The organism is Micrococcus cohnii (assembly GCF_014205175.1).
Classification (GTDB): domain Bacteria; phylum Actinomycetota; class Actinomycetes; order Actinomycetales; family Micrococcaceae; genus Micrococcus; species Micrococcus cohnii.
This window is the reverse complement of the sequence record NZ_JACHNA010000001.1, coordinates 1-26,486: the sequence shown is the minus strand read 5'-3', so window position 1 is coordinate 26,486 and position 26,486 is coordinate 1. Positions and strand designations below refer to the sequence as shown.

15 protein-coding genes, 2 tRNA genes and 3 rRNA genes are annotated in these 26,486 nt (G+C 68.0%); 10 read left to right on the top strand and 10 right to left on the bottom strand.

All coding sequences use genetic code 11. The features are described from left to right. Positions 1-189 precede the first annotated feature (189 nt). The 3 genes from HDA30_RS00100 (at position 190) to HDA30_RS00090 (ending at position 3,619) form a co-directional block, all read left to right on the top strand. The gene (locus HDA30_RS00100; RefSeq protein WP_184240715.1) at positions 190-1,689 is read left to right on the top strand and encodes a CoA-acylating methylmalonate-semialdehyde dehydrogenase; all 1,500 of its coding nucleotides are present in this window, start codon (positions 190-192) and stop codon (positions 1,687-1,689) included. An 83-nt stretch (positions 1,690-1,772) separates the two neighbouring features. Beyond that, entirely contained in the window at positions 1,773-2,840 is a 1,068-nt protein-coding gene (mmsB, locus tag HDA30_RS00095; protein ID WP_184240714.1) for a 3-hydroxyisobutyrate dehydrogenase, read from the top strand. Beyond that, on the top strand, positions 2,837-3,619 hold the full coding sequence (locus HDA30_RS00090) for an enoyl-CoA hydratase-related protein (protein ID WP_184240713.1): 783 nt from the start codon (positions 2,837-2,839) through the stop codon (positions 3,617-3,619). The genes mmsB and HDA30_RS00090 overlap by 4 nt, the downstream gene beginning before the upstream one ends. A gap of 88 nt (positions 3,620-3,707) precedes the next feature. Here the strand turns inward: HDA30_RS00090 and HDA30_RS00085 are convergent, their stop codons facing one another. Further along, positions 3,708-5,462 carry an AMP-binding protein gene (locus tag HDA30_RS00085; RefSeq protein ID WP_158495365.1) on the bottom strand — a complete coding sequence of 585 codons (1,755 nt, stop codon included), beginning with the start codon at positions 5,460-5,462 and terminating at the stop codon, positions 3,708-3,710. Positions 5,463-5,694: 232 nt separating this feature from the next. Here HDA30_RS00085 and HDA30_RS00080 point away from each other — a divergent pair, with 232 nt between their 5' ends. Continuing rightward, a complete protein-coding gene (locus HDA30_RS00080; protein WP_184240712.1) occupies positions 5,695-6,876 on the top strand; it encodes an acyl-CoA dehydrogenase family protein in 1,182 nt (393 codons plus the stop codon). Between the two features lie 64 nt (positions 6,877-6,940). Here HDA30_RS00080 and HDA30_RS00075 read toward each other — a convergent pair. Further along, a tRNA-Thr gene (locus HDA30_RS00075) sits at positions 6,941-7,014 on the bottom strand. An 89-nt stretch (positions 7,015-7,103) separates the two neighbouring features. Further along, entirely contained in the window at positions 7,104-7,991 is an 888-nt protein-coding gene (locus tag HDA30_RS00070) for a DsbA family protein (RefSeq protein ID WP_262337650.1), read from the bottom strand. A 183-nt stretch (positions 7,992-8,174) separates the two neighbouring features. Between HDA30_RS00070 and HDA30_RS00065 the strand changes: the two genes are divergently transcribed. After that, positions 8,175-9,521 carry a DUF4032 domain-containing protein gene (locus HDA30_RS00065; protein ID WP_184240711.1) on the top strand — a complete coding sequence of 449 codons (1,347 nt, stop codon included), beginning with the start codon at positions 8,175-8,177 and terminating at the stop codon, positions 9,519-9,521. Here HDA30_RS00065 and treZ read toward each other — a convergent pair. The 3 genes from treZ to HDA30_RS00050 all read right to left on the bottom strand — a co-directional run bounded on the left by treZ (position 9,492) and on the right by HDA30_RS00050 (position 15,220). Next, a complete protein-coding gene (gene treZ, locus HDA30_RS00060) occupies positions 9,492-11,528 on the bottom strand; it encodes a malto-oligosyltrehalose trehalohydrolase (protein WP_184240710.1) in 2,037 nt (678 codons plus the stop codon). The genes HDA30_RS00065 and treZ overlap by 30 nt on opposite strands. Further along, complete coding sequence (gene treY / locus HDA30_RS00055) at positions 11,525-14,116, bottom strand: malto-oligosyltrehalose synthase (protein ID WP_184240709.1); 2,592 nt, start codon at positions 14,114-14,116, stop codon at positions 11,525-11,527. The genes treZ and treY overlap by 4 nt, the downstream gene beginning before the upstream one ends. Before the next feature lie 96 nt (positions 14,117-14,212). After that, on the bottom strand, positions 14,213-15,220 hold the full coding sequence (locus tag HDA30_RS00050) for an aldo/keto reductase (RefSeq protein ID WP_246418662.1): 1,008 nt from the start codon (positions 15,218-15,220) through the stop codon (positions 14,213-14,215). Positions 15,221-15,304: 84 nt separating this feature from the next. On the opposite strand from HDA30_RS00050, the gene HDA30_RS00045 reads away from it, so the two are divergent. The 4 genes from HDA30_RS00045 to HDA30_RS00030 all read left to right on the top strand — a co-directional run bounded on the left by HDA30_RS00045 (position 15,305) and on the right by HDA30_RS00030 (position 19,696). Further along, positions 15,305-16,207 carry a fumarylacetoacetate hydrolase family protein gene (locus HDA30_RS00045; protein ID WP_184240707.1) on the top strand — a complete coding sequence of 301 codons (903 nt, stop codon included), beginning with the start codon at positions 15,305-15,307 and terminating at the stop codon, positions 16,205-16,207. Continuing rightward, positions 16,204-16,884: an NAD(P)-binding domain-containing protein gene (locus HDA30_RS00040; RefSeq protein WP_184240706.1), complete on the top strand. Its 681-nt coding sequence runs from the start codon at positions 16,204-16,206 to the stop codon at positions 16,882-16,884. Before HDA30_RS00045 ends, HDA30_RS00040 begins: the two co-directional genes overlap by 4 nt. A 32-nt stretch (positions 16,885-16,916) precedes the next feature. Continuing rightward, on the top strand, positions 16,917-17,423 hold the full coding sequence (locus HDA30_RS00035) for a carboxymuconolactone decarboxylase family protein (RefSeq protein ID WP_184240705.1): 507 nt from the start codon (positions 16,917-16,919) through the stop codon (positions 17,421-17,423). A 203-nt stretch (positions 17,424-17,626) separates the two neighbouring features. Further along, positions 17,627-19,696 carry a hypothetical protein gene (locus HDA30_RS00030; protein ID WP_184240704.1) on the top strand — a complete coding sequence of 690 codons (2,070 nt, stop codon included), beginning with the start codon at positions 17,627-17,629 and terminating at the stop codon, positions 19,694-19,696. Between the two features lie 148 nt (positions 19,697-19,844). Here the strand turns inward: HDA30_RS00030 and HDA30_RS00025 are convergent. Next, positions 19,845-19,921, bottom strand: a tRNA-Pro gene (locus HDA30_RS00025). Between the two features lie 115 nt (positions 19,922-20,036). Between HDA30_RS00025 and HDA30_RS00020 the strand changes: the two genes are divergently transcribed. Then, positions 20,037-20,459: a hypothetical protein gene (locus HDA30_RS00020; RefSeq protein WP_158495355.1), complete on the top strand. Its 423-nt coding sequence runs from the start codon at positions 20,037-20,039 to the stop codon at positions 20,457-20,459. Positions 20,460-20,611: 152 nt separating this feature from the next. Here HDA30_RS00020 and rrf read toward each other — a convergent pair. The 3 genes from rrf to HDA30_RS00005 all read right to left on the bottom strand — a co-directional run bounded on the left by rrf (position 20,612) and on the right by HDA30_RS00005 (position 25,955). Then, a 5S ribosomal RNA gene (rrf, locus tag HDA30_RS00015) occupies positions 20,612-20,728 on the bottom strand. Between the two features lie 178 nt (positions 20,729-20,906). Further along, positions 20,907-23,995, bottom strand: a 23S ribosomal RNA gene (locus HDA30_RS00010). 436 nt (positions 23,996-24,431) lie between these two features. Further along, positions 24,432-25,955: ribosomal RNA gene (locus tag HDA30_RS00005) — 16S ribosomal RNA — on the bottom strand. The 16S, 23S and 5S rRNA genes sit together here, the layout of an rRNA operon. Positions 25,956-26,486 lie beyond the last annotated feature (531 nt).

Below are 26,486 nucleotides of genomic sequence, written 5' to 3'. Positions count from 1 at the left end.
CTGACCTCCCCGATCAGCCGACGCATCCCCTCTCGCCACCTCGGATGACGACACCACCAAAACATAGCCTCGTGACGCCCCTCACTCAACCAGGTAATGTCGTCTATTGAGATTCGGCTCACATGCGCGGCCGGAGTCCGGGTGCGCTGGCCGTCTTGACACCGACTCCGAGAGAAACGGACGAGCACCATGCCTCAGGTCATCGAGCACTTCATCCACGGCGAGCGCGTCAGCGGCGACGACCAGCCGACTCAGGACGTCTTCACCCCCGCCACCGGCGAGGTCTCGGCGCAGGTCCCGCTGGCCGACGCGGCCGCCGTCGACGCGGTCGTCGACTCGGCCCAGCGGGGCTTCGAAGCCTGGTCCGCGGTCAACCCGCAGCGCCGCGCTCGCGTGCTGCTCGAATGGGTGCGTCTGATCAACGAGCACGCCGACGAACTCGCCCGGGGCATCGCTCGTGAGCACGGCAAGACGATCCCGGACGCACACGGCGACATCCAGCGCGGTGTCGAGGTGGTCGAGTTCGCCGCCGGGGCGCCCCACCTGCTCAAGGGCGAGTTCACCTCGAATGCGGCCCGCGGCGTCGACGTGCACTCGGCCCGCGAACCGCTGGGAGTCGTCGCCGGGATCACCCCGTTCAACTTCCCAGCGATGATCCCGCTGTGGAAGGCGGGCATCGCGCTGGCCGCCGGCAACGCCGTCGTGCTCAAGCCCTCGGAACGGTGCCCGAGCGTGCCGCTGCGCCTGGCCGAACTCGGCCTCGAGGCCGGTCTGCCCGCCGGCGCGCTCAACGTGGTGCACGGCGGCAAGGAAGCCGTCGACGCGCTCATCGACGACCAGCGCGTGCAGGCCGTGGGCTTCGTCGGCTCCACCCCGATCGCCCAGGCGATCTACTCCCGAGCGACGAGCCAGGGCAAACGCGCCCAATGCTTTGGCGGCGCGAAGAACCACCTGGTGATCATGCCCGACGCGGACATCGACCAGGCCGCCGACGCCCTGGTCGGCGCGGCCTTCGGCTCGGCCGGCGAGCGCTGCATGGCCGTCTCGGTCGCGGTGCCCGTCGGTGAGCAGACGGCCGACCGGCTCGTCGCCGCACTGCGCGAGCGCATGGGGAGCCTGCGTCTGGGCGCCTCCGATGACGGGTCCGCCGACTTCGGACCGGTGGTCACCCGGGCGGCGAAGGAGCGCATCGAGGAGCTGATCGGCGCGGGCGAAGCCGAGGGGGCCGAGCTGCTCGTCGACGGCCGCGGGGCCCGCGTCGCCGGGCACGAGGACGGCTTCTACGTCGGGGCGACCCTCTTCGACCGGGTCACCCCGCAGATGCGGGTCTACCGCGAGGAGGTCTTCGGTCCGGTGCTCTGCGTCGTGCGCGCTGCGGACTACGAGGAGGCCCTGCGCCTGCCCAGTGAGCACGAATTCGGCAACGGCGTCTCGATCTTCACGTCCGACGGCGGCGCGGCCCGGGACTTCGCGACCCGGGTGAACGTCGGGATGGTCGGCGTGAACGTGCCGATCCCGGTCCCGATCGCCTACTACAGCTTCGGCGGGTGGAAGGCCTCCGGCTTCGGCGATCTGAACCAGTACGGCACCGACGGGCTGAAGTTCTACACCAAGACGAAGACCGTCACGACCCGCTGGCCCTCCGGCGTGCGCGAAGGAGCGTCCTTCGTCATGCCGCGGGGAAGCTGACCCGCACGCGGCCGACGGCACAGACGGCCGGGAGGCGCGCCCCGGCTGCCCGGCACCGGAACGAGGAGAGGAACGAGGACGAGATGACCGAGAACACCGCCGCACCGAGCGGGACCGCAGAAACCCCCGACGTGCCGGAGAACGTCCGCCGCGTGGCCTTCTTGGGCCTGGGCAACATGGGCGGCCCGATGGCCCGGAACCTCGTGGCCGCGGGAGTCCGGGTGAGCGGGTTCGACCCGGTTCCCGAGGCCGTCGAGGCGGCCCGCGGCGCGGGCGTCGAGATCGCCGAGTCTGGCCCCGACGCTGTCCGCCAGGCCGACGTGGTGATCACGATGCTGCCCCACGGTCGACTCGTGCGCTCGGCCTACGTCGGCGCCGAGGGCTCCGGCGCCGAGGAGAACGCCGAGGGCCTGCTGGACGCCGTACGCCCCGGGACGCTGTTCGTCGACTGCTCCACGATCGACATCGCCGAGGCGCAGGACATCGCGCGGCTCACCGAGGCCGCCGGCTTCGCCGCCGTGGACGCGCCGGTCTCGGGAGGCGTCGTCGGCGCCGAGGCCGGCACCCTGGCGTTCATGGTCGGCGCAGCGGATGAGGCGTTCGCCCGCGCCGAGCCGCTGCTGCGGATCATGGGCGCACGGATTGTGCACTGCGGCGGCCACGGCATGGGCCAGGCCGCGAAGATCTGCAATAACCTGATGCTGGCGATCACGCAGATCGGCGCCGCGGAGGCCTTCGTGCTCGGTGAGCGCCTCGGCCTGGACCCGCAGGTGCAGTACGACGTCATGAGCCAGTCCACGGGCCAGTCGTGGGCCGTGAACGTGAACTGCCCCGTCCCGGGCCCCGTCCCGGCCTCGCCGGCGAACCGCGGCTTTGAGGGCGGGTTCATGGGCGCGCTGATGGCGAAGGATCTTGGCCTGGCCTTGAGCGCTCTGAACCGCGAGGGCGTCGACGCGGTCCTGGGCCGCACCTGCCAGCGCCTGTACGCGGCGTTCGCGGCGGGCGAGGGCGCTGACCAGGACTTCTCCGGCATCATCGAGACCGTGCGCGCCGACGCCGCGTCGGCCTCGCTGGAGGCCGCCTCCCCGACCCAGGACGCTGCACAGACCGACCACGCCGAGAACGGCGTCGACCGAGAGGACCGGACATGAGCGAGAATCCCGAGAACGTGATCCTGACCGAGACCGACGGCCGCGTCGGCGTCATCACGCTGAACCGGCCCGCGGCCTTGAACGCGCTGAACCGGGCGACGATGCACGCCGTCGTCGAGGCCGCCGAGGCGTTCGACGCCGACCCGCAGATCGGCGCGATCCTGGTGCTGGGTTCCGAGAAGGCCTTCGCCGCCGGAGCGGACATCAAGGAGATGAAGGACAAGTCCTTCGCCGAGATGTACGCCTCGGACTGGTTCCGGGACTGGGAGCGCCTGGGCCGTGTCCGCACGCCCCTCGTGGCGGGGGTGACCGGATACGCGCTCGGCGGCGGCTGCGAACTGGCCATGATGGCCGATGTGCTGATCGCCGGCCCCGGCACCCGTTTCGGCCAGCCCGAGATCCAGCTGGGCGTCATCCCCGGCATGGGGGGTTCGCAGCGGCTCACTCGCTCGGTCGGCAAGGCCAAGGCGATGGACATGGTGCTCACCGGTCGCCAGGTCGGCGGAGAGGAGGCCGAGCGCATGGGCCTGGTGTCCCGGCTCGTGGACGACGAGGCGGTGCAACAGACGGCCCGCGAGGTCGCCGCCACCATCGCCGGCTTCTCCACACCGTCCGCCCAAAAGGCCAAGGAGGTCGTCGCGGCCGCCTTCGAGACGCCGTTGCAGCAGGGCCTGGTCCACGAGCGCCGAGTGTTCCACTCCCTGTTCGCCACCCAGGACCAGCAGGAGGGCATGGACGCGTTCACCGAGAAGCGCCCGCCCCGGTGGTCGCAGCGCTGAGACGCTCACGACGCGCACGAGGGCGCCCCGCCCGGAACGGATCCGGACGGGGCGCCCTCGACTCTGCACGCACCGGCCCGCGGGCGGCTCAGCCCCGCGACGGGCGTCGGATCCCCAAGTCCTCTTCCCGGTACTCCACGCCGCCGAGCTGCTCACCGCCGTGCCGTTTGACCTCTTCGCGGCGCAGCTCCACGCGCCGCACCTTGCCGGAGATCGTCTTCGGCAGCTCCCGGAACTCGATGCGGCGGATGCGCTTGTACGGCGGCAGCCGATCGACCGCGAACTGCAGGATCCGCCGGGCTGTCTCCTCGTTCGGCTCGTGCCCGGGGGCGAGCGTCACGAAGGCCTTCGGCACGGCCAGACGCATCTGATCGGGCGTGGGCACGATCGCGCTCTCCAGGACGGCCGGGTGCTCGACGAGCACGGACTCGAGCTCGAACGGCGAGACCTTGTAGTCCGAGGACTTGAAGACGTCGTCCGCGCGGCCCACATAGGTGTAGACGCCGTTCTCGTCGCGCGAGGCGATGTCGCCGGTGTGGTAGAGCCCGTCACGGAAGACCTCAGCGGTCTTCTCCGCGTTCCCGTAGTAGGACTTCAGCACGCCGACGGGGCGCGGGTCGAGCCGCACGCAGATCTCACCCTCCTCGGCCTGCTGCCCCGTCACGGGGTCGATCAGCACAATCTCGTAGCCGGGCAGGGGCCGCCCCATGCCGCCGATCTTCATGCGTGCGCCCGGTGTGTTGGCGATCTGCAGGGTCGTCTCCGTCTGTCCGAAGCCGTCCCGGATCGTCACGCCCCACGCCCTGTGCACCTGATCGATCACCTCGGCGTTGAGCGGCTCGCCCGCGGAGATCGCCTTCAGCGGCGGTGTCGTCAGCTGAGCCAGATCCGCCGTGATGAGCATGCGCCAGACCGTCGGCGGAGCGCAGATGCTGGTGACTCCTCCATCGCCCATGGCCGACATGAGCGTGGCGGCCTCGAACTTGCGGAAGTTCACCACGAAGATCGTGGCCTCGGCGAGCCACGGGGCGAACACGGTGGACCAGGCATGCTTCGCCCAGCCCGGCGAGGCCACGTTGAGGTGCACATCGCCGGGCTGCAGTCCGATCCAGTAGACCGTGGACAGGTGGCCGACGGGGTACGAGGTGTGCGTGTGCTCGACGAGCTTGGGCTTCGACGTGGTGCCTGAGGTGAAGTACAGCAGCAGCGTCTCGTCGGCGGCGGTCGGTCGGTCCAGGTGGCCGCCATCGGGGTCAGCCTGGGAGGCCTCGCTGTAGCTCAGGACGGTGCGGCCCGGAATCCGCGGGACCTGCCGGTCGTCGCCCTCCGCGTAGACCCCCGGCACATGAATGAGCGTGCACTCCCCCGTCACATCCTCGAACTTCGCCAGGTTCTCCGCGTTCGCCACCGCCCACCGCGCCTCGGCCCGGTCGACGCGGTCCTGCAGATCGATCGGGGTCATCTGCGTCGTGGTCGGCACCATGACGGCGCCGATGCGGATGCACGCGAGCATCGACTCCCACAGCTCCACCTGGTTGCCGAGCATCAGAATCACCCGATGCCCACGCTCGACGCCCTGCTGTCGCAGCCACGTGGCGACGCGGCGCGAGGATTCGGCGAGCTCCGCATAGGTGCGGCGCAGCGTGCGACCGTCCTCCTCGACGATCACGAGGGCGTCGGCGTCGGCGCGTTGCGGGTCCGCAGCGAGCGCGTCGAACCAGTCGGTGGCGAAGTTGAACTCCTCGAAGCGCGGCCACCGGAACTCCGCGCGCGCGGCATCCCAGTCCTGCTGATGCCGCACGAGCAGGTCGCGGGCCTGGCGCAGCTGATCGGTGACGGTCATGGGGCTCTCCTCCCGTTCGTGGCTGGCGGCACCGGCGCGCTGCCCATGGGCCGCGCACCGGAACGATGCCCCCACAGTAGACGTGATGTACCTCACGTGGAAGACATGCTTGGTCAGTGAATCGCGATTCACTCTTTCATCCGCATTCGGGCGACGGTACGGTGTTGACCATCGTCAATGTGGCCCCGCTCACTCCCCAGATGCGGGCCTGCTCACTGCATGAAGGAGACCCATGACCGCCGCGCCCGCCCCGACCGTCGCCCTCCCGCACTCGGACCTGCTGGAACTGCGCGGAAGGCTCGACGTCGCCGAACGCGAGCGACTCGAGCGGATCGAGGAGCACCTGCGCACGGTGGTCCGCCCGGCGGTCGTCGAGCCGTGGGTCCAGGACCGCTTCACACCCGAGCTGTTGCCCGGGCTCGCCGAACTCGGGCTCGGACATGTCTTCACGGACGGCTCCTCGCCGCTCTTCCAGGGCCTCGTCCACGCCACCCTGGCCCGCACGGACCTGTCGCTGTCGGCACTGGTGGGCATCCACAATGAGCTGATCGTAGCGACCATCGCGACATTGGGCTCGGAAGAGCAGAAGCGTCGCTGGCTGCCCAGCCTGGAGCGCTTCGAGTCCCTCGGCGCCTTCTGCCTCACGGAGCCCGACCACGGCTCAGACATCGCCGGGGGGCTGGGCACGCAGGCCCGACGCACCGACGACGGCTGGGTCATCTCGGGGTCGAAGCGCTGGATCGGTGCGGGAACGCTCGCTCAGGTGGCGGTTGTCTGGGCGCGCGACGCCGAGGACGGGCAGATCAAAGGGTTCCTCGTGCCCACGGACGCTCCGGGCTACCGCGCGCGGAAGATCGAGCACAAGACCGGCCTGAAGATCATGCAGAACGCGGACATTGTGTTCGACGACGTCGCCCTGCCCGCCGACGCGATGCTGCCGGGCGCGACCTCCTTCGCCCAGGCGAACGGCCTGCTGCTCGCTTCCCGTGCCTGGGTCGGCTGGCAGGGCCTCGGCGCCCAGCAGGGCGTCCTCGAGGTCCTGCGCGACTACGCGCTCGAGCGGGAACAGTTCGGCAAGCCCCTGGCCGGGTTCCAGATCATCCAGCAGCACCTGGCCGAGATCGCCGGGAACCTGTGTGCGACCGCGGGCATGATGGCGCAGATCGCCGACCTCCAGGAGGCCGACCGGCTCACAATGCTGCACGCGGCGACCGCGAAGGCGACGGCCACCCGCCTGGCCCGTGCCTCGGCCGCGCTCGGTCGGGACGCGCTCGGCGGCAATGGCATCGTCGCCGACTTTGAGATGACCAAGATCATGAACGATGTCGAGGCGATCTACTCGTACGAGGGCACGTACGCGATCAACTCGCTCATCGCGGCGCGGGCCCTCACCGGCGTCTCGGCATTCTGCTGATCCCGGCCGCGCCGCACAGCACGACGACCCTCACCCCGCGCGGGGTGAGGGCTGTCGTGACGTGAGCCCCCTGCCGGATTCGAACCGGCGACCCTCTGTTTACAAGACAGATGCTCTGGCCAGCTGAGCTAAGGAGGCGAAGAGGGGCCCGTCCTTGTCGACGGACCCCTCCAGGGTAACCGCTCCGCGCGGGTGCCCCGCTCAGCGGCGCGGCAGCCCTCGCCCGGTCACGAGTCCAGCTTGGACTCGACCCACTGCTCGAAGGACTGGCCCTGGGGCATCTCGGTCTTCATGTTCTCCTCGCCCACGAAGACGGTGGGGGTGCCGCGCACCCCGGCCGCGCGGGCCTTCGCGGTCGTGTAGTTCACCATCGGACGGTAGGTGCCGTCGTCCATGCAGTCGCCGATGTCCGCGCCGAGCTTGTCGGCCTCGGCCTCGATCTCGTCGTCGGACAGGCCCTGACCCTGATGGTCGCCGAACGTGCCGAACAGGGTGGAGACGAACTCGTTGTAGGCCTCCGGCTTCTTCTCTGCCACGCAGTACGCGGCGTTGGCGCCGCGCGCCGGGTAGTTCTTGTTGCCGGGGCTGTCGAGGAAGTTCAGCAGACGGTACTCGACCGTCACCTTGCCCTCGTCGAGCCAGCGCTTCATGGCCTCGGCGTTCTGCTCCTCGAAATCCCAGCAGTGCACGCAGGCGAGGTCCGCGTAGATGATGATGTGCAGCGGCTCATCCTTGCCGGGCTTCTTGGCCCCCGGGACGGTCTTCGGGTCCTCCTGCGGCGGCTCCTCAGGCACGTCCACCGAATCGGCGTCGACGTCCTTGGCGAGCTTCTCCTTCGGCTCGGCGAGCGCGTCCGAGGCGGTGAGCACGATGCCGCCTTGCTTGTTCGCGGAGCCGGAGGACTGGCCGGCCGCCGGGACGTCCTTGGCCGAGTTCGAGAGCACGAACGCGACGACGACGGCGACGACGGCCAGGGTCGCGACGACCGACCCCCAGACGATCGCCATGCGCTTGCGCTTCTCGCGCTTGATCTGGTCCTGCTGGATCTGCCGGGCGCGGGCGCGCGAATCGGCGGCGCGCTGCGTCCTCGACTGCTGGGGGGTGTTCGATCCCACGGGCACTCCTCGGTGACGTCGGAAGGGTTGCGTTGTGTCCGCGCCCAAGCATACTGATCGAATCTGGAAACACCGTCGGACGATCCGTCACAATCGGTGTCCCCGGTCGGCCCGTGGGCGCCCGCCCGGCGGCATCGACTGTGCCCGGCCCACCGCACCGACAGACCGTCAGGAAGGCCCGCCATGGTCGACTCACCGCCCTCCGGCACGACGCCCGCATCGCTGCGCATCACCGCCGGCGGGCGTGCCAACGCCGGACCCGCCGCCCGACTCGCGACCTTGCCCTGGTCGGTGCCGCTGGAACAGTGGCCCGAGTCCGTGCTGGCGGCCCTTCCCCGGGGCATCTCCCGCCATGTCGTCCGCTTCGCCCACCTGGGCGAGACGGTCGTCGCGGTGAAGGAGACGACCGAACAGCTGGCCCTGCACGAGTACCGGCTGCTGCGTCGCCTGGAGCACAAGGATGTGCCGTCGGTCGAGCCGATCGCGGTCGTCTCGGGTCGGGTCGACGCGGACGGCGAGCCGCTGCCCGCCGTGCTCGTCACTCGGCACCTCCGGTTCTCGCTGCCCTACCGTGCGGCGTTCTCTCGGACCCTGCGCCGCGAGACGCTCGTCCGGCTGACGGACGCGATGGCCCTGCTGCTCGTGCAACTGCACCTGGAGGGCTTCTTCTGGGGTGACGTCTCCCTGTCGAACGTGCTGTTCCGCCGCGACGCCGGGGCGTTCGCCGCCCACCTGGTGGACGCGGAGACCGGCGAGCTGCGGCCCAGGCTCTCGGACGGGCAGCGCGAGCACGATCTGGAGCTGGCCCGCACGAACGTCGGAGGCGAGCTGCTGGACCTGACCGCCGGCGGCATGCTGGACCCGGACGTCGACCCGGCGGACACCGCGGACATGCTCGTGGAGTCGTATCGCGGCCTGTGGGCGGAGCTCACCGCGGACACCGAGTTCGCGCCCGAAGAGCAGTGGCGCGTGGAGGAGCGGATTCGCCGCCTCAACGAGCTGGGCTTCGACGTGGAGGAGTACGCCCTGCACCCGACCGACGACGGCTCACGTCTGGTGCTGCGGCCGAAGGTGGTGGACCCGGGCCACCACCAGCGGCGGCTGATGTCGCTGACGGGGCTCGACGTGCAGGAGAACCAGGCCAGGCGGCTGCTGCAGGACATCGAGTCGAACCGGCAGGCGAACAACCCCCATCTCTCGGAGGGCGAGGCGGCGCATCGGTGGCTGGTGAACGTGTTCGAACCGGTGCTCGCGTCGATCCCGGACGAGCTCTCCCTCAAGCTCGAGCCGGCCGAGATCATGCACCAGCTGCTCGAGCACCGCTGGTACCTCTCCGAGGCCCAGCAGCGCGAGGTTCCGTTCGACGACGCCGTCGCCTCGTACATCTCGACGGTGCTGGCCGCGCGGCGAGACGAGGACGCCGTGGCCCTGCACCCGACCACCACGATGCTGCGCGCGGTGCCCGCGCCGTCGAGTCCGGGCGCGGGCACCGCCGACGGCTCAGCCGAGCAGCACGAACCCGGGCGCTGACACCGTCCGCGGCGGCACACCGGAGGTGAGCGGACCGTCGTCGCCGTGGCCGACCAGCACACGCGCCTCGCGCAGGTCCCGGGGCACGGTCATCGGGGCGTCCCCAAGAGCGGCCAGCAGGGTGACCGTCTGTCCCGTCGACGCGTGCTGCGCCGTCGCCGTCGGCGGTGCCACGCCGGACCGGTCCCAGCGCACGTGCCGGCGCTGCTCGTCGACCGTGACGACGGTGGCAGAACGATCGGGATTCGTCAGCGCAGGCAGGCTCCGACGCAGGCCGATCAGCTCGCGATAGCACGCCAGGATCCTGGCACCGCGCCCGCGGTCGGTCTCCTGCCAGTCGAGCACGGCCGAGGCGAAGGTCTCCGGCGCCTGCGGGTCCGGCACGGCGGCGGGATCCCAGCCGTGTGCGGCGAACTCTCGGCGGCGGCCGGTGCGAACGGCCTCGGCGAGGTCCTCGTCGGGGAACGAGGTGAAGAACGGGAACGGGGTGGACGCGGCGAACTCTTCGCCCATGAACAGCATCGGCGTGCCGGGGCCGGTGAGCAACAGGGCGGCGGCCGCGGCGAGCGCACCCTCGCTGAGGCTCGCGCCGGTGCGGTCGCCGGCGGCCCGGTTTCCCACCTGATCGTGGTTCTGGATCGAGACGACGAACGCCTCGGCCGGCACCGCGTCCGGCACAGGCCGACCGTGCCGGCGGCCTCGGAAGCTCGAGTGTCGGCCGTCGTGCAGGAACACACCGCGGGCCGTCGTCTCGAGGCAGGACAACGAGGCGAAGTCCGCGTAGTAGCCGTGCGTCTCACCGGTGACGGCCACGTGGATCGCGTGGTGCACATCGTCCGCCCATTGCCCGGCCAGGCCGAGGCCGGCGGAGGTGGCCTCGCCGCCGGGTCCGCCGGCGCGGGGCAGGACGGTGGCGGGGTCGTTGCGGTCGGATTCGGCCATCAACGGCACCGGTCGGCCCAGACGGGCGCAGAGCCGGTCGGCGAGCGCGGCGGCCTCCTCGAGCAGGTGCACGGCGCGGGAGTCGACGAGAGCGTGGACGGCGTCCAGGCGCAGTCCGTCGACGTGGAACTCCTCGATCCACATCGCGATGTTGTCGAGCACGTGGCGGCGGACCTCGTCGGAGTCGGGGCCGTCGAGATTGAGTCCGTCGCCCCACCCCGTGTTCCCGCCGCCCGTGTAGGGCCCGAACACGCCGTGGTAGTTCCCCGAGGGGCCGACGTGGTTGTAGACGACGTCCTGGACGACGCCGAGCCCGGCCGCGTGGGCGGCGTCGACGAAGCGTCGGTAGGCGGCGGGGCCGCCGTAGGCCTGGTTGACCGCGTACCACGCGACGCCGTCGTACCCCCAGTTGTGTGGCCCGTCGACGGCGTTGACCGGCAGCAGCTCGACGTGGGTGACGCCGAGCCGGCTCAGGTGCGGCAGGCGCTCGATCGCGGAGTCGAGCGTTCCACCGGGCGTGAATGTCCCGAGGTGCAGCTCGTAGAGCACGGCGCCACGCAGGCCGCCGCCCTGCGGCAGGTCGGGGTCGGCGAGGACGCCGTCGGGGCCGGTCCAGCCGCCAGGCTCGCCGGCCCGGTCGCTCCAGGCGAAGTCGGCGGCCGGGTCCGGGCGGGAGGGTCCGTGCACGGTGTCCGGAAGCCAGCGCGAGCGCGGGTCCGGGACGGGGTCGGCCCCGTCGACGCGGTAACCGTATCCGGGCAGCACGTCCGGCTGCGCCGCGGACGGATCCGCGCCGACGGCGGCGAGGGTCGGATCGAGCGGTGCGTCGGGGACCCACCAGCCGGCGTAGTCGTCGGCCGCCTCGACTGGAGCGACGTGCCGGCGCATCGGGACGACGGCGTCGACGGGCCAGCGATGTCCCACGACCGGGCCGTCGGCGGCGGCATGCAGGGTCCCCGGGGCCGCTGCGACGAGGACGAGCTCGACCTGGTGCGCATGCGGCGCCCACACGGCGAACGCGGCGGGCCGGCCCCGGGCGACCGACTCCAGCCAGGGCGCGCTCATGCCTCGCCGTCCGCCGGCAGCAGCAGGGCGACGGGGCGTACGCCCTCGGCCACCGCGTCGTGGGGTTCGATCGGCCCGGCGGCCAGCAGCGCGGCCACGGGCCAGCCCGTCTCCTCGGCCTCGGGCGCACCGCCGGACCCGAGCCTCTGGCCGGTGACGGCGTCGACCCACGGCCCGGCGGGCAGCTGCACGCTCGTGTCCTGCAGGCCGCCGGATCGGGCCAGCCGCTCTGGTTCACGCAGCACGATGGTGACCGCACCGCCACGGTCGAAGGCGAGCACGTGCTCGTCGGCGGGGCCGACCACCTCGAGCGCGCGGTGACCGGTGAAGAGCTCGGGGCGGTCACGGCGGGACCGTAGCCCGGCGGCGGTCACGGCGAGTTTCGCGAGGTCCTGCCCTTCGGGCCCCGGGTGGCGCCACTGTCCGTCGGCGAGCACGGGGAAGACGGGGGCCCGCCCGGCGGCCAGGTCCGCGTCGAGCTGCTCGAGCAGGGCGGCCCGCCGCGTGAAGTCGACCTCACGGCGGTTGTCCGGGTCCACGAGGCAGGGCGCGGGCAGCTCGGTGCCCTGGTAGAGATCAGGCACGCCGGGGACGGTGAGCTGCAGCAGCGTGGCCGCGAGCTGGTTCGCCAGGCCCGAGGCGGCGACGGTGTCGGCGAGCGACTGGATGATGCGGCGGGTGGCGGTGTCCTCGGCCGCGGCCGCCCGCATCGCCTCGGTCAGCAGCCGTTCGTGCTCGGCGCCTGGGTCCGTCCACGTCGTGTGCACGCCGGCCTCCCGCGCGGCTTTCAGGGCGTAGTCGATGAGCCGCTGCGCCTCGGGCGCGGTGCCGTCCGTGGGCCACACCCCGACCACGGACTGCCAGAGCAGGCGCGCGGCGTGCTTATCGCCCAGCGGGTGCAGGCGCTCGAGCTCGGCGGCGGCCTCCGTCCACGCCGCATGATGCTCGGACAGCGCGGCGATCCGCGCTCGGGTGTCCTCCCCGCGCTTGGTGTCGTGGGTGCTCAGCGCGGTCATGGCGTGGGGCTGGGCCGCCTGCCGATGGTGCTGACGGGCGTGGAACTGCGCGGCGGGCAGGTGCACATGGGACGGGTCTGCGCCGACCTCGTTGAGGTTGGCCCAGCGGCAGTAGCGGTAGAACGCCCGGTCTTCGACGCCCTTGGCCATGACCATGCCCGTGCTCTGCTGCAGACGCGCGGCGAACCGCCCGTCACGTGCGACGGCGACCGCGGCGAGCGCATCGACCAGCGCGGCGTCCGCGCCGTCCTCGATCGCGCCTCGGCGGGCCGCTTCGAGGTGTTCGGCGCCGAGGGGAAGGTAGGTGCGGTAGACCGGCAGGTGGGCCATGAGCCACGCCAGCGCCTCAGCCACGGCCTGATCGCCCGCGTCCCGCAGCGTGGCGAGGGCGTGAGGCGGCGCCACGCCCGCCTCGGCGTCGAGGTCAGAGCGAAGCTCCCGCACGAGCCGCCGGGTCTCCGCGGCGAGCTGGCCGAGGGCCACCTCGCGCTTGAGCTGCACGGTCAGGCGTGCCCACTCGGCTCTCTTCTGCTCGTCATGCTCGGCAGGGCCCGCGGCCGCCACCGGCATCAGGACCCGCTCGATGTCCCCGAGCGCGTCGTAGCCGGTGGTGCCCTCGGTCGGCCAGGCGGCCGGCAGCCGCTCCCCCGCAGGCCCGAGCGCGGACTCGAGGATCTTCTCGACGTACAGCGGACCCTCCGGCAGCACCCGCTCGCGTACGCGCCGCAGGTATCCGCCCGGGGAGCGCAGCCCGTCAGGATGGTCCACACGCAGTCCCTGCACCCAGCCGCGTTCGACCCACGAGCGCACCCGCTCGTGCATGGCGTCGAAGACCTTCGGGTCCTCGACCCGCACGCCGGCCAAGGTCGTGATGGTGAAAAAACGGCGATAGTTCAGCTCGGCATCGCCCAGACGCCACGGCGCCAGGCGGTAGTGCTGCAGATCGTGCACCGCCCGCGCCAGCCTCGACTCGTCCGCGTCAGCCCCGGCCTCGGCATGCGGCCGCGCGTCGACCTGCTCTCGGGCCCGCTCCAGGGTCCCGGGCGCGAGCGGATATTCGTGCTCCCAGTAGCGCAGCGTCCCGGTCGCCTCGTCGACGCGCAGGTGTGCGAGCTCGGCCTCGGGGTCCTCGGCGGTGCCGTCACCCAGGACGGGGATGAGCACGCGTCCGTGGTGCCGTTCCCAGTCCACGTCGAACCACGCGGCGGACTCGGCGCCCGGTCCATGCGTCAGCAGATCCCACCAGGCGGGATTGGCCCGCGGGGTCGCCACGCCCATGTGGTTCGGCACGATGTCCAGCAGCAGTCCCATGTCGTGCTCACGCAGGGTCGCGGAGAGGGCCGCGAGATCCTCCTCTGTGCCGCGAGCCGGGTCGATCCGCGCCGGGTCGACGACGTCGTACCCGTGGTCTGAGCCAGGTTCGGCGGCGAGCAGCGGCGAGAGGTACACCCAGTGCACGCCGAGTCGGTGCAGATAGGGCACCACGGCCCGCGCGTCCGCCAGGGTGAAGTCGGCGCTGATCTGCAGGCGGCACGTGGAGCGCGGCATCGGGTCGTCCCCGGTTTCGCTCATGACGGGGACCGTGGACGGGAGCGTGTCGGTGACGTTCACGACGCCGACGCTAGCACCGGGGCCCGGGCGGCTGAACGGGCCGGGGCCTGGCGAATCTCAGGGCAGCTTCTCGCCTCGCGCCGCGGTCCAGAGCCGGTGCCAGTCCTCGGTCGTCATGGCCTCCGCCGCCCGGCCCTGCTGCGCGCACGCGGCGATGCGCTCCGGCGCCCGTGTGCCGATCACCGGGCGCACACCCCAGGGCAGGCGGGTCAGCCACGCCAGCACGACGGCCTCACCGCTGACGCCATACCGGTCCGCGAGCTCCGCGACCACCTGCGTTGTGTCGGCCACGGTGGCCTCGTCAGAGGTGTCAGCGGCCGACTCGGTGGCCGCCCGACCGGTGTAGCGCCCCTGACCCAGCGGCCCCCAGGCCTGCAGCTCGACGCCTTCGTCGCGGCACCACTGACCCAGGCCGACGGCGCCGCCGGTCGCGGGGGCCGCCGTGTGGTTCGCGAGCACTTCGGCCTCCACAAGTCCGCGGTGGTGCAGCCCGAGCTCCACCTGCACGCAGGCCAGCCGGCTCTCGGGACCGGCCAGGCGCCGCAGTGCCGCCTGGTACGCCTGTGCCCGGCTCACTGAAAGGTTGGAGACCCCCAGCTCGCCGACGTGCCCGGCCTCGCGTGCGTCGAGGAAGGCGCGCACGGTCGTCTCGGGGTCGGTGAGCAGGTCGGGCCGGTGGATCACGAGCGTGTCGACCGTCTCGACGCCGAGGCGTTCCCGCGAGCCGGCCAGGGACGCGGCGATGTGTGCGGGTGAGGAATCGTAGTGCTTTGTGCCGACGCCGGTTGCACGGTTCGCGCGCACGATCCCGCACTTGGTCTGCACGCGCAGCCGCGTCCGCTCGGCGTCGTCGAGCTCGGCGAGCGCCGCGCCGACGGCCCGTTCGGAGGCGCCGTCCCCGTAGATGTCGGCGGTGTCGAGCAGCGTGATCCCCGCGTCAAGCCCGGCGCGCAGAGCGGCGGCGTTCACCTCGGGCTGCGTGTCGTCCCAGGTCATCGTCCCCAGGACCAGGGCGGAGCGTTCGGCGGAGAGCTCTTCAGGGGTGAGGGCGGAGGAGGCGATCATGAGCGCCAGCATCGCACACGACCCCGACCGTGCGCCGGGACGCGCACTGGGAGCGCGGGACCAGGAGTGTGGTGAGATGGGCGCATGAAGCTTGCGACTTTCCGCCTCCCGGACGACGAGGCCGCCTATCCCGGCAACACCTTCGCCGCGATCATCACCGCGACCGACCCGACGGACCCGCAGATCGCGGTCGAGGCCGTCGCGCTCGAGGACTGCACGGACGTGGGCGAGTTCCTCACGCTGGCCCCCGAGCAGCGGCAGGAGGTCCTCGATGAGGCCACGGCCGCGGCCGAACGGGATCCGAACCGCGTGCTCGACGTCGCCACGCTCATGTACGAGACGCTCGTGCCGTTCCCGACGAAGGTGGTCGGCGTGGGCCTGAACTACAAGGACCATGTCGCCGAGACGGGCCTCGAGGCGCCCGAGCACCCCACGCTGTTCGCGAAGTTCGCTCAGTCCCTGACCGGACCGCTTGATGCGATCGAGGTCCCGCAGGAGGATCACCGTCTCGACTACGAGGGCGAGCTGTGCGTCGTGATCGGCGAGCCCGGTCGGCGGATCCCCGAGTCGCAGGCCGCCGAGCACATCGCCGGATACGCCGTCGCGAACGACGTCTCCGTGCGGGGGTTCCAGGGCCGCACCTCGCAGTGGCTGCAGGGGAAGATCTGGGACGCCTCCACCCCCGTCGGCCCGTGGCTGGTGACGCCCGACGAGTTCACCCCGAAGGCCGAGATCCTCACCCGGGTCAACGGCGAGCGCCGGCAGCGCTCCCGCGCGCTGGAGGTCGTGTTCACCCCGGAGCAGATCGTCTCCTACGTCTCTCAGATGGTGACTCTGCACCCGGGCGACCTGATCCTGATGGGCACCCCGTCCGGGGTGGCCCTGGGCCGCAAGGACGCGGACGGTCGACGCGCGTGGCTGACGTCCGAGGATGTCGTCGAGGTCGAGATCACCGGCCTGGGCCGGCAGCACACCGAGATCCGGTGAGCGACGCCGAGTCCGCCGCGCCCCTGACGGTCGGGGTGCTGGGTGCGGGCCGAGCGGGCACGGCTCTCGCCCGGGCGCTGGCTCGCATCCCGACCCTCACCCCCGGCGCATCCGCACCGGTCGTTCGCCTGGCCAGTACGGCGCCGCCGCGTCGGTTGCGCCACCACCTGACGATCTATGCGCCCCGGGCCGAGGCCGTGAGCGCCGAACAGCTCGCCGCGCAGGCTGAGGTGTCCGTGCTCGCGGTACCGCGCGACGCCCTGGACGACGTCGACCCGGCGGCGCTGCGCGGCCCGCGCACACGCACCGTCGTCGACATGACCAACACGTGGGACGCCCCTGGCGTGGATGCGGCGGCCCAGCCGACGACGGCCGAGGTCGACGCCTGGCTGCGCACGGGCACGGAATTGCCCGTGGTGCGCGCGTTCTTCGACGTTTCCCATCACGATCTTGCCGCGGCGGGCCGAGTCCGCGCGCCGCGACGGGCATTGGCCGTGGGCTCGGCCGCCGACGAGGTCCGAGCGCGTCGCGAGATCGCGAACCTGGTGCGGACCATGGGCTACGACGCGGTCGAGTTCGCCGGTTCCGCCGCGGGCGCGGTCCTCGAGCCCGGCGGCGCCGCGTTCGGCACGGAGCACGACGCCGAGAGCCTGGAGCGTCTTCTGCACGGGCGGTGACGCGGTTCCACGGCCTGTGATTCGATGGCCGCATGAGCTCCGATGCCGCCCCCGATCGCCAGGACCCGTTGCGTTTCTACCTGGACAAGGCCGCGCCGTCGGTCTGGTCCTCCCTCGTGGCCTGGCGCCAGGACGTGGACGCCGCCGCAGCCCAGGCCGGTCTCGACCCGCAGACCGTGGAGCTGGTCTGTCTGCGCGTCTCGCAGCTCAACGGCTGCGCTTTCTGCCTGGACACTCATCTGCGTTCCGCGGTGAAGGCGGGCGTCTCCGAGCAGCGGCTCGCGCTGCTGCCGGCCTGGCGCGAAGCCGAGTCGGTGTATTCAGAACAGGAGCAGGCCGCGCTCGAGCTCGCCGAGGCGCTCACCCGACTGGAGGGGCACGAGCAGCTGCAGGTGGCCCAGTTGCTGTCCCACCCCCGCCTGTCCGACGACCAGTACGCGGCCGTGCAGTGGCTGACGGTCCTGATGAACGCCACGAACCGCATCAGCATGGCCTCCCACCATCCGGTCCGGCCGCGTGAGGCCGAAGCGCGCGGCTGACCCGTGGGTCATGGCCGCCGCACGGCCGGGTCGGCCCGAGCCTCGCGGCAGATCGGCCGATCAGCTGGAATGCGCGATCACGCGACGCGGCGGCCCCACCGTCCGAGCGCAGGTGTGGTGGAATCGCGGGATCACCGACTCTGCAGCGTGGCAGATACCGGACCCATCACATCCCGAGGCAGCACGCCCCGACACAGGAGAGCATGACCACCATGACGCAGCAGACCCGCCCGGACCCGGACTCGAGCCGTCCTGCCGCCCCGGCCGCCCATCGCGACGACGAACTCGACGGAGTCGTCACCCGGCACGGCCTCGCCGGAGAGACGCTCGGCGAAAGCCTGCTGCGCGTTCACACCGCCGAGACGGGGGCTCTGGCCGACGAGTTCCTGGCCCTGCACCTGGCCCCCCAGGTGGCGCAGGCACTCGTGCCCGTCGCGGTGGACTGGCGCGGCCGCCAGTACGCACGGCTGACCGTGGCGCCCGTCGAGTCGGCGCGGACGGCGGCCCGCGATGTGGTGGTCCGGGTGGACCCGGCGCACCAGCAGGCCCGAGCTCTGGTGGAGTTCTCCGAGTTCGTCGAGCTGCTCACGCACCCCGGGCGCCTCGAGGAGTTGCAGCGCCTGGCCGACGACGTCGACCGTCGTGCCGCCTTCTCCCGGATCGGCCTCGAACGCCTCGACGAGCACCGGTGCCTCGCTCTGCCGTGGCCGGTCTTCGCGGGCGGGCAAGACTCCCCCGATCTGCTCGCCGAGGCCTACACCTCGACCTATCTGTCCTATTTCGGTGCCATGGCCGCCCAGATGCGTCGAGCGCCGGAGGGGGCCATGGTCGTCGGTCGGCGCCTCACCGAGTCCGGCCCCGTCCTGGTGTTCGACACGGACCAGGACCCGGAGTTCACCGGACCGGCGGGCGTGCCCCATGCGCGGCTACATCGCACCGGTGATCAGGCCGGCCCCACCGCGGCCGCCTACCGTGACGACGAGCTCGACGGCGCGATCTCCCAGGCCGGCGTCGCGGGCGCCGAGTACAACCACGGTCTGCTGCACGTGGTGGACGCGGGCTCCGGCCCGGAGGTGGACCGACTGCTGCGCGCGGCCTTCCCTGACGACGCGGAGACCGTCGTGCCGATCGCGCTCGACTGGCGGGGGCGGGTGCTGGCTCGACGCCTCGGCCACGGCGTCGTCGACGCCTTCGACCCGTCGTCACTGCAACGCGAGGAGCTGCTCTCCCTCGACCTGCTGCTGGCGGCGCTGGAGGGCACGGCCGAAGACGGGGGCGCCCGCGTGGCGACCCTGCTCGGCGAGGGCGACAAGGCGGCGCTGTGTGCCCGTCTGCGTCTGCATCGGCTCCCGGCCACCGTGGCGTTGGCCTCGCCCGTGCCCGCGCATCTGACGGGGGTCGACGAGCCGATGCGCCGGCGCGTCGTGCCCTGGGACGAGTACTGGGATCTGTCCGTCCGGCTGCACCGCACAGCAGCCGAGCTCGACCCTGCTCTGCGCGTGCAGGGCTACCTGTTCACTCCGGACGGCGAGCTCAAGGTCCAGGCGGTGCCGCGCACCGAGGCCCCGTTCGTTCCCGCTCCGGACGAGGATCAGACGGCCGGGGTGGCCCCTCGGGCGGACGCCCGCCGCCATCAGCCCGTCGCAGACACCGGCGTCCACGTCACGCAGCGCGTGCACAACCCGGCTTCCGGGCGCGACGTGCTGACCGGAAACCTGCTGACGTGGTTCGAGATCGCGGGGACCCAGTACAACCACGGTCTGTTCCGCTTCCTCAGCGCGCCCGAGGCGGAGCAGGCGGCGTCCCTGCTGCGAGAGTTCTTCGGGATCGACGACGTGAACACCGTCCCGCTGATCATGGACTGGCGCGGCAGGGTGTTCGTGCAGGAGGCGGTGGACCACACCCCCATGCTCGTCGGCTACGACCCCGCGACGGCCTCCCGGACCGAGATCGCCGACCTCGCGTCCGTGCTGCCGGTGCTGCTGCTCACCGACGAGCCGCTGCGGATGTTCGACGATGCCACTCGTCGACGCGCGTTCGACGCCGTGGGCATCACGGCCCTGGACCCGGGGCAGTGCCTGGCCCCCACGCTCAGCCCGCTGCTGGGGGGTCCACTGGACGCCACCAACGTCACCCTCGACGCGGTGGAGAGCCACTGGGCATTCCACGGGCACCTGTACGCTCAGGTGCGGCGGCAGCCCGCAGGAGCACGGGTCACGGCCGTGGACATGGACGACTCCGGTTTCCCCACCCTGCGGTTCGCCACAGACTGAGGCGGTCATCGCGATCGCCCAGAACGCGGTCGGCCTGCCCGGATCGGACCACGAGCACGGGCACGAGGCAGACCAGACACGAGTGGGCCCCTCCGAGAATCGGAGGGGCCCACTCGTGTGTTCTGTCGGCCTGAGGAGACCGACGTGATGGTCGGGGTGACAGGATTTGAACCTGCGGCCTCGTCGTCCCGAACGACGCGCGCTACCAAGCTGCGCCACACCCCGTTGAGATCGCTGCGCGAACCAACAGGGGACGACTTTACCAGCACCACCTCACGTCGACAAATCACCGCCGACGTATCGCGCTGAGCAGCCAGGCAGCTGCGAAGATAGCACCATCATGAGCCCTCCCCTTCCCCTCAGCACGCAGATCGACGCCCTGCGACGCCTCCTGCGCGAGGAACGCGACAGGCTCCGCCCGGACTGCTGGTCGCTGGCTTGGGAAATGACGGAGCGGACGGCTCAGCTGCTGCCGTCCTGGGAGGGTCTGCGCGCCGATGACGCGGCGAGCTGCCTGGACGTCGAGGACGTGGTGGGCAGGTACCTTCCCGACGCCCTGACGGCGTTTCTGGCCATTCCCGACAGGCAGAAACCTGCGGCGGCCGATGAGCTGCTCGCGCAACTGACCACCCTGGACCACGAACATCTGCGGGCCACTCGGCGCCTCGGACGGCGACTGCGATCGCGCCTGAGGGCTGCGGGTGAGGTCGCGGCACTGCGCTTTCCGCAGCATCGGGCGACGCACCAGCACCCCGATGACTGAGTTCTCGACGGAGCGCACGGGGCAGCCCGACCGGGCAACCTCAACGCATGGCAAACCGAAGAATCCGGTCCAGGCGGCCCGCGTGGGTCTGTGCACCCACAAAAAGGGGAGGCCCCCTACCAACAGGCAGGGGGCCTCAACCACAAAAGAATGTCCGGCGGCGACCTACTCTCCCACAACCTCCCGGTTGCAGTACCATCGGCGCTGTGGGCCTTAGCTTCCGGGTTCGGAATGGAACCGGGCGTTTCCCCCACGCTATGACCGCCGTAACCCTACACACCACACACCCCACACACTACGGGGCGCAGGCGAAACCTAAAGGATCACAACACATGAACCATATTCACAAAACAGTCAACCAAGCATAACACACTCAGCAAACCACAGTTGCAATCAGACAACCGCACAGTGGACGCGAACACCCCACCACACAACAGTGTGACAAGTGTTTGTAAGTCATCGGCCTATTAGTACTGGTCAGCTCCACACGTCTTCAGTCCGTGCTTCCACATCCAGCCTATCAACCCAGTGTTCTAGCTGGGGGCCTCACACCCTCAAAGGGGCAAGGAAATCTCATCTCGAAGCCGGCTTCCCACTTAGATGCTTTCAGCGGTTATCCATCCCGAACGTAGCTAATCAGCCATGCACCTGGCGGTACAACTGACATACCAGAGGTTCGTCCGTCCCGGTCCTCTCGTACTAAGGACAGACCTTCTCAAATTTCCAACGCGCGCAGAGGATAGGGACCGAACTGTCTCACGACGTTCTGAACCCAGCTCGCGTACCGCTTTAATGGGCGAACAGCCCAACCCTTGGGACCTACTCCAGCCCCAGGATGCGACGAGCCGACATCGAGGTGCCAAACCATGCCGTCGATATGGACTCTTGGGCAAGATCAGCCTGTTATCCCCGAGGTACCTTTTATCCGTTGAGCGACGACCGTTCCACAACGAGTCGCCGGATCACTAGTCCCGACTTTCGTCCCTGCTCGAGCTGCCACTCTCACAGTCAAGCTCCCTTGTGCACTTGCACTCGACACCTGATTGCCAACCAGGCTGAGGGAACCTTTGGGCGCCTCCGTTACATTTTGGGAGGCAACCGCCCCAGTTAAACTACCCATCAGGCACTGTCCCTGACCCGGATCACGGGCCGAAGTTAGATATCCAGAGTGACCAGAGTGGTATTTCAACGATGACTCCACGAACACTGGCGTGCCCGCTTCACAGTCTCCCACCTATCCTACACAAGCCACACCGAACACCAATACCAAACTATAGTAAAGGTCACGGGGTCTTTCCGTCCTTCTGCGCGTAACGAGCATCTTTACTCGTAATGCAATTTCGCCGAGTTCATGGTTGAGACAGCGGGGAAGTCGTTACTCCATTCGTGCAGGTCGGAACTTACCCGACAAGGAATTTCGCTACCTTAGGATGGTTATAGTTACCACCGCCGTTTACTGGGGCTTAAGTTCTCCGCTTCGCCGAAGCTAACGGGTCCCCTTAACCTTCCAGCACCGGGCAGGAGTCAGTCCGTATACATCGTCTTACGACTTCGCACGGACCTGTGTTTTTGATAAACAGTCGCTTCCCCCTGGTCTCTGCGGCCCATATCCCCTCACACCAGCAAGTAGTGCTCAAGGTCAGGGCCCCCCTTCTCCCGAAGTTACGGGGGCATTTTGCCGAGTTCCTTAACCATGATTCTCTCGATCGCCTTAGTATTCTCTACCTGACTACCTGTGTCGGTTTCGGGTACGGGCGGTTCAAACCTCACGCCGATGCTTTTCTCGGCAGCATAGGATCACCGGATCACCCCACACGGGGCGCCCATCAGGTCTCAAGCACAAACACGACGGATTTACCAATCGTGAGCCCTACACCCTTAGACCAGGACGATTCCACTGCCTGGCCCGGCTACCTTCCTGCGTCACACCTGTTAATGCGCTTGCCTCCCCAGTTCAGGTCCCGCGCTCCACACCCCACCCCAGGTCAAAGACCCGGGTGAAGGATGCTTTGGGCGGTTAGTATCACCAGTTCAACATGGGCGGTTCTTCACCGGTACGGGAATATCAACCCGTTGTCCATCGACTACGCCTGTCGGCCTCGCCTTAGGTCCCGACTCACCCAGGGAAGATTAGCTTGACCCTGGAACCCTTAGTCATCCGGCGGACGGGTTTCTCACCCGTCTTTCGCTACTCATGCCTGCATTCTCACTCGTCCACAATCCACCAGAAGTTACCCGCTGGCTTCACCTCATGAACGACGCTCCCCTACCCATCCAGAAAACTGAATGCCACGGTTTCGGCGGTGTACTTGAGCCCCGCTACATTGTCGGCGCGGAATCACTTGACCAGTGAGCTATTACGCACTCTTTCAAGGGTGGCTGCTTCTAAGCCAACCTCCTGGTTGTCTCAGCAACTCCACATCCTTTCCCACTTAGCACACGCTTAGGGGCCTTAACCGGTGGTCTGGGCTGTTTCCCTCTCGACTATGAAGCTTATCCCCCACAGTCTCACTGCCACGCTCTCACTTCCCGGCATTCGGAGTTTGGCTGAAGTCAGTAACCTTGTAGGGCCCATCGTCCATCCAGTAGCTCTACCTCCGGGAAGAAACACGTGACGCTGCACCTAAATGCATTTCGGGGAGAACCAGCTATCACGGAGTTTGATTGGCCTTTCACCCCTACCCACAGCTCATCCCCTCCATTTTCAACTGAAGTGGGTTCGGTCCTCCACGCGCTCTTACACGCGCTTCAACCTGGCCATGGGTAGATCACTCCGCTTCGGGTCTAGGACACGCGACTCAATCGCCCTATTCAGACTCGCTTTCGCTACGGCTTCCCCACACGGGTTAACCTCGCCACGTATCACTAACTCGCAGGCTCATTCTTCAAAAGGCACGCCGTCACCCCAAAAGGGCTCCGACGGTTTGTAGGCACACGGTTTCAGGTACTATTTCACTCCCCTCCCGGGGTACTTTTCACCATTCCCTCACGGTACTGATCCGCTATCGGTCAACAGGTAGTATTCAGGCTTACCAGGTGGTCCTGGCAGATTCACACGGGATTCCTCGGGCCCCGTGCTACTCGGGCAACCACATAACAGCGGCGGAACACATTACAACTACGGGACTGTCACCCTCTACGGTCCGGCATCCACACCGGTTCGTCTATATGCCCGCACCTCACTGCGACAGGCCGGCAGACCTGCCCAACATGGGCCCACAACACCGCACATGCAACCCCTGCCGGGTATCACACACATACGGTTTAGCCCCATCCGCTTTCGCTCGCCACTACTCACGGAATCACTTTTGTTTTCTCTTCCTGCAGGTACTGAGATGTTTCACTTCCCTGCGTTCCCTCCACCCGGTCTATGTGTTCAACCGGGGGTCACGCAACACGTTGCGCGGGGTTTCCCCATTCGGAAATCCTGGTATCAACGTCCGGTTATCGACTCCACCAGGCTTATCGCAGATTCCCACGTCCTTCATCGGCTCCTGTTGCCAAGGCATCCACCATGCGCCCTTAGAAACTTCCAAACACTCAGAAGCTCCAAAAATGAGCAATTAGATATCATTCTCGGCATCACCACACCTCACACAACACACCCAGGGGGCCATGCCATGCTCAAACAGTGCAGCAACAAAAAATAAGATGCTCGCGTCCACTATACAGTTCTCAAACAACAACCCACACAGCACTCCACACACCACCAACAGCAGCATGCTTCACACCAGTGAAAAACAGAAACAACAGTCACCAACCAACCCGAAAGCCAGCCAGTACCTGCTGTCCCAAAACCCAATAGCGTGCCAATCACCCAACCAACAACCACGCACGACTTTCCAACAACCCACACAGGGCTGCGTACTCACCGCACACGGCCATCAGCCAGACACAATTCTTTGATGTTCCACCCATGAGCAACCAGCCACCACACACTCGGTGATGCCGCTGGCACTAAATGCTCCTTAGAAAGGAGGTGATCCAGCCGCACCTTCCGGTACGGCTACCTTGTTACGACTTAGTCCCAATCGCCAGTCCCACCTTCGACGGCTCCCCCCACAAGGGTTAGGCCACCGGCTTCGGGTGTTACCGACTTTCGTGACTTGACGGGCGGTGTGTACAAGGCCCGGGAACGTATTCACCGTAGCGTTGCTGATCTACGATTACTAGCGACTCCAACTTCATGGGGTCGAGTTGCAGACCCCAATCCGAACTGAGACCGGCTTTTAGGGATTAGCTCCACCTCACAGTATCGCAACCCATTGTACCGGCCATTGTAGCATGCGTGAAGCCCAAGACATAAGGGGCATGATGATTTGACGTCGTCCCCACCTTCCTCCGAGTTGACCCCGGCAGTCTCCCATGAGTCCCCACCCGAAGTGCTGGCAACATGGAACGAGGGTTGCGCTCGTTGCGGGACTTAACCCAACATCTCACGACACGAGCTGACGACAACCATGCACCACCTGTGAACCCGCCCCAAAGGGGAAACCGTATCTCTACGGCGAACGAGAACATGTCAAGCCTTGGTAAGGTTCTTCGCGTTGCATCGAATTAATCCGCATGCTCCGCCGCTTGTGCGGGCCCCCGTCAATTCCTTTGAGTTTTAGCCTTGCGGCCGTACTCCCCAGGCGGGGCACTTAATGCGTTAGCTACGGCGCGGAAAACGTGGAATGTTCCCCACACCTAGTGCCCAACGTTTACGGCATGGACTACCAGGGTATCTAATCCTGTTCGCTCCCCATGCTTTCGCTCCTCAGCGTCAGTTACAGCCCAGAGACCTGCCTTCGCCATCGGTGTTCCTCCTGATATCTGCGCATTCCACCGCTACACCAGGAATTCCAGTCTCCCCTACTGCACTCTAGTCTGCCCGTACCCACCGCAGATCCGGGGTTAAGCCCCGGACTTTCACGACAGACGCGACAAACCGCCTACGAGCTCTTTACGCCCAATAATTCCGGATAACGCTCGCACCCTACGTATTACCGCGGCTGCTGGCACGTAGTTAGCCGGTGCTTCTTCTGCAGGTACCGTCACTTTCGCTTCTTCCCTACTGAAAGAGGTTTACAACCCGAAGGCCGTCATCCCTCACGCGGCGTCGCTGCATCAGGCTTCCGCCCATTGTGCAATATTCCCCACTGCTGCCTCCCGTAGGAGTCTGGGCCGTGTCTCAGTCCCAGTGTGGCCGGTCACCCTCTCAGGCCGGCTACCCGTCGTCGCCTTGGTGAGCCATTACCTCACCAACAAGCTGATAGGCCGCGAGTCCATCCAAGACCGATAAATCTTTCAAACCACCACCATGCGGTGATGACTCATATCCGGTATTAGACCCAGTTTCCCGGGCTTATCCCAGAGTCAAGGGTAGGTTACTCACGTGTTACTCACCCGTTCGCCACTAATCCACCAGAGCAAGCTCCGGCTTCATCGTTCGACTTGCATGTGTTAAGCACGCCGCCAGCGTTCATCCTGAGCCAGGATCAAACTCTCCGTAAAAAAAATACAGAAACAACATCACAGACAGCCGGAAAAACCATCCACAATGTCAATTCAATCACTGGCATGCCATCATCAACCCACACGGGGGTGTGGGGACAACGGCAACCAATATGTTTCAAACAATTGGCATCAAAAAACTTGGCACACTATTGAGTTCTCAAACAACAGGCGCTTCCGAACCTCAGCTCACCGCAACCGCGGCACATCGCTCCGGAGCAACTTCTCCATCCTAGACCAACCGATCCGACAATGTCAACCTCGTTTCCGAGACCGTCACGAACCGTTCATCAAGCGGAGAGCCTCAACTCTACCACACGACAACCGGCTGTCAAAACCGACCGACCTATTCAAGAAACCCATCCGACACCAACCACCACAGCGGCCAACCATCGAATGCATGCCCGGTGAGCACAACCACAAGAAACAGCAACTATCGGCTTGAATCCGCGGAAACCGTGTTATTCACCGCGCCTCACGATCACTCGTTCAGCGCCTCAGCACGAGAAAGAACTCTACACACACTCCACC

Bases quoted from the DNA above. Each gene is read 5' to 3' on its own strand.
- HDA30_RS00085 (WP_158495365.1), bottom strand. From the start codon at position 5,462: ATGACCGTCACCGATCAGCTGCGCCAGGCCCGCGACCTGCTCGTGCGG.
- HDA30_RS00050 (WP_246418662.1), bottom strand. From the start codon at position 15,220: ATGATCGCCTCCTCCGCCCTCACCCCTGAAGAGCTCTCCGCCGAACGC.
- HDA30_RS00080 (WP_184240712.1), top strand. From the start codon at position 5,695: ATGACCGCCGCGCCCGCCCCGACCGTCGCCCTCCCGCACTCGGACCTG.
- HDA30_RS00035 (WP_184240705.1), top strand. From the start codon at position 16,917: ATGAGCTCCGATGCCGCCCCCGATCGCCAGGACCCGTTGCGTTTCTAC.
- HDA30_RS00020 (WP_158495355.1), top strand. From the start codon at position 20,037: ATGAGCCCTCCCCTTCCCCTCAGCACGCAGATCGACGCCCTGCGACGC.
- mmsB (WP_184240714.1), top strand. From the start codon at position 1,773: ATGACCGAGAACACCGCCGCACCGAGCGGGACCGCAGAAACCCCCGAC.
- HDA30_RS00065 (WP_184240711.1), top strand. From the start codon at position 8,175: ATGGTCGACTCACCGCCCTCCGGCACGACGCCCGCATCGCTGCGCATC.
- HDA30_RS00030 (WP_184240704.1), top strand. From the start codon at position 17,627: ATGACCACCATGACGCAGCAGACCCGCCCGGACCCGGACTCGAGCCGT.
- HDA30_RS00090 (WP_184240713.1), top strand. From the start codon at position 2,837: ATGAGCGAGAATCCCGAGAACGTGATCCTGACCGAGACCGACGGCCGC.
- treY (WP_184240709.1), bottom strand. From the start codon at position 14,116: ATGAGCGAAACCGGGGACGACCCGATGCCGCGCTCCACGTGCCGCCTG.
- HDA30_RS00100 (WP_184240715.1), top strand. From the start codon at position 190: ATGCCTCAGGTCATCGAGCACTTCATCCACGGCGAGCGCGTCAGCGGC.
- treZ (WP_184240710.1), bottom strand. From the start codon at position 11,528: ATGAGCGCGCCCTGGCTGGAGTCGGTCGCCCGGGGCCGGCCCGCCGCG.
- HDA30_RS00045 (WP_184240707.1), top strand. From the start codon at position 15,305: ATGAAGCTTGCGACTTTCCGCCTCCCGGACGACGAGGCCGCCTATCCC.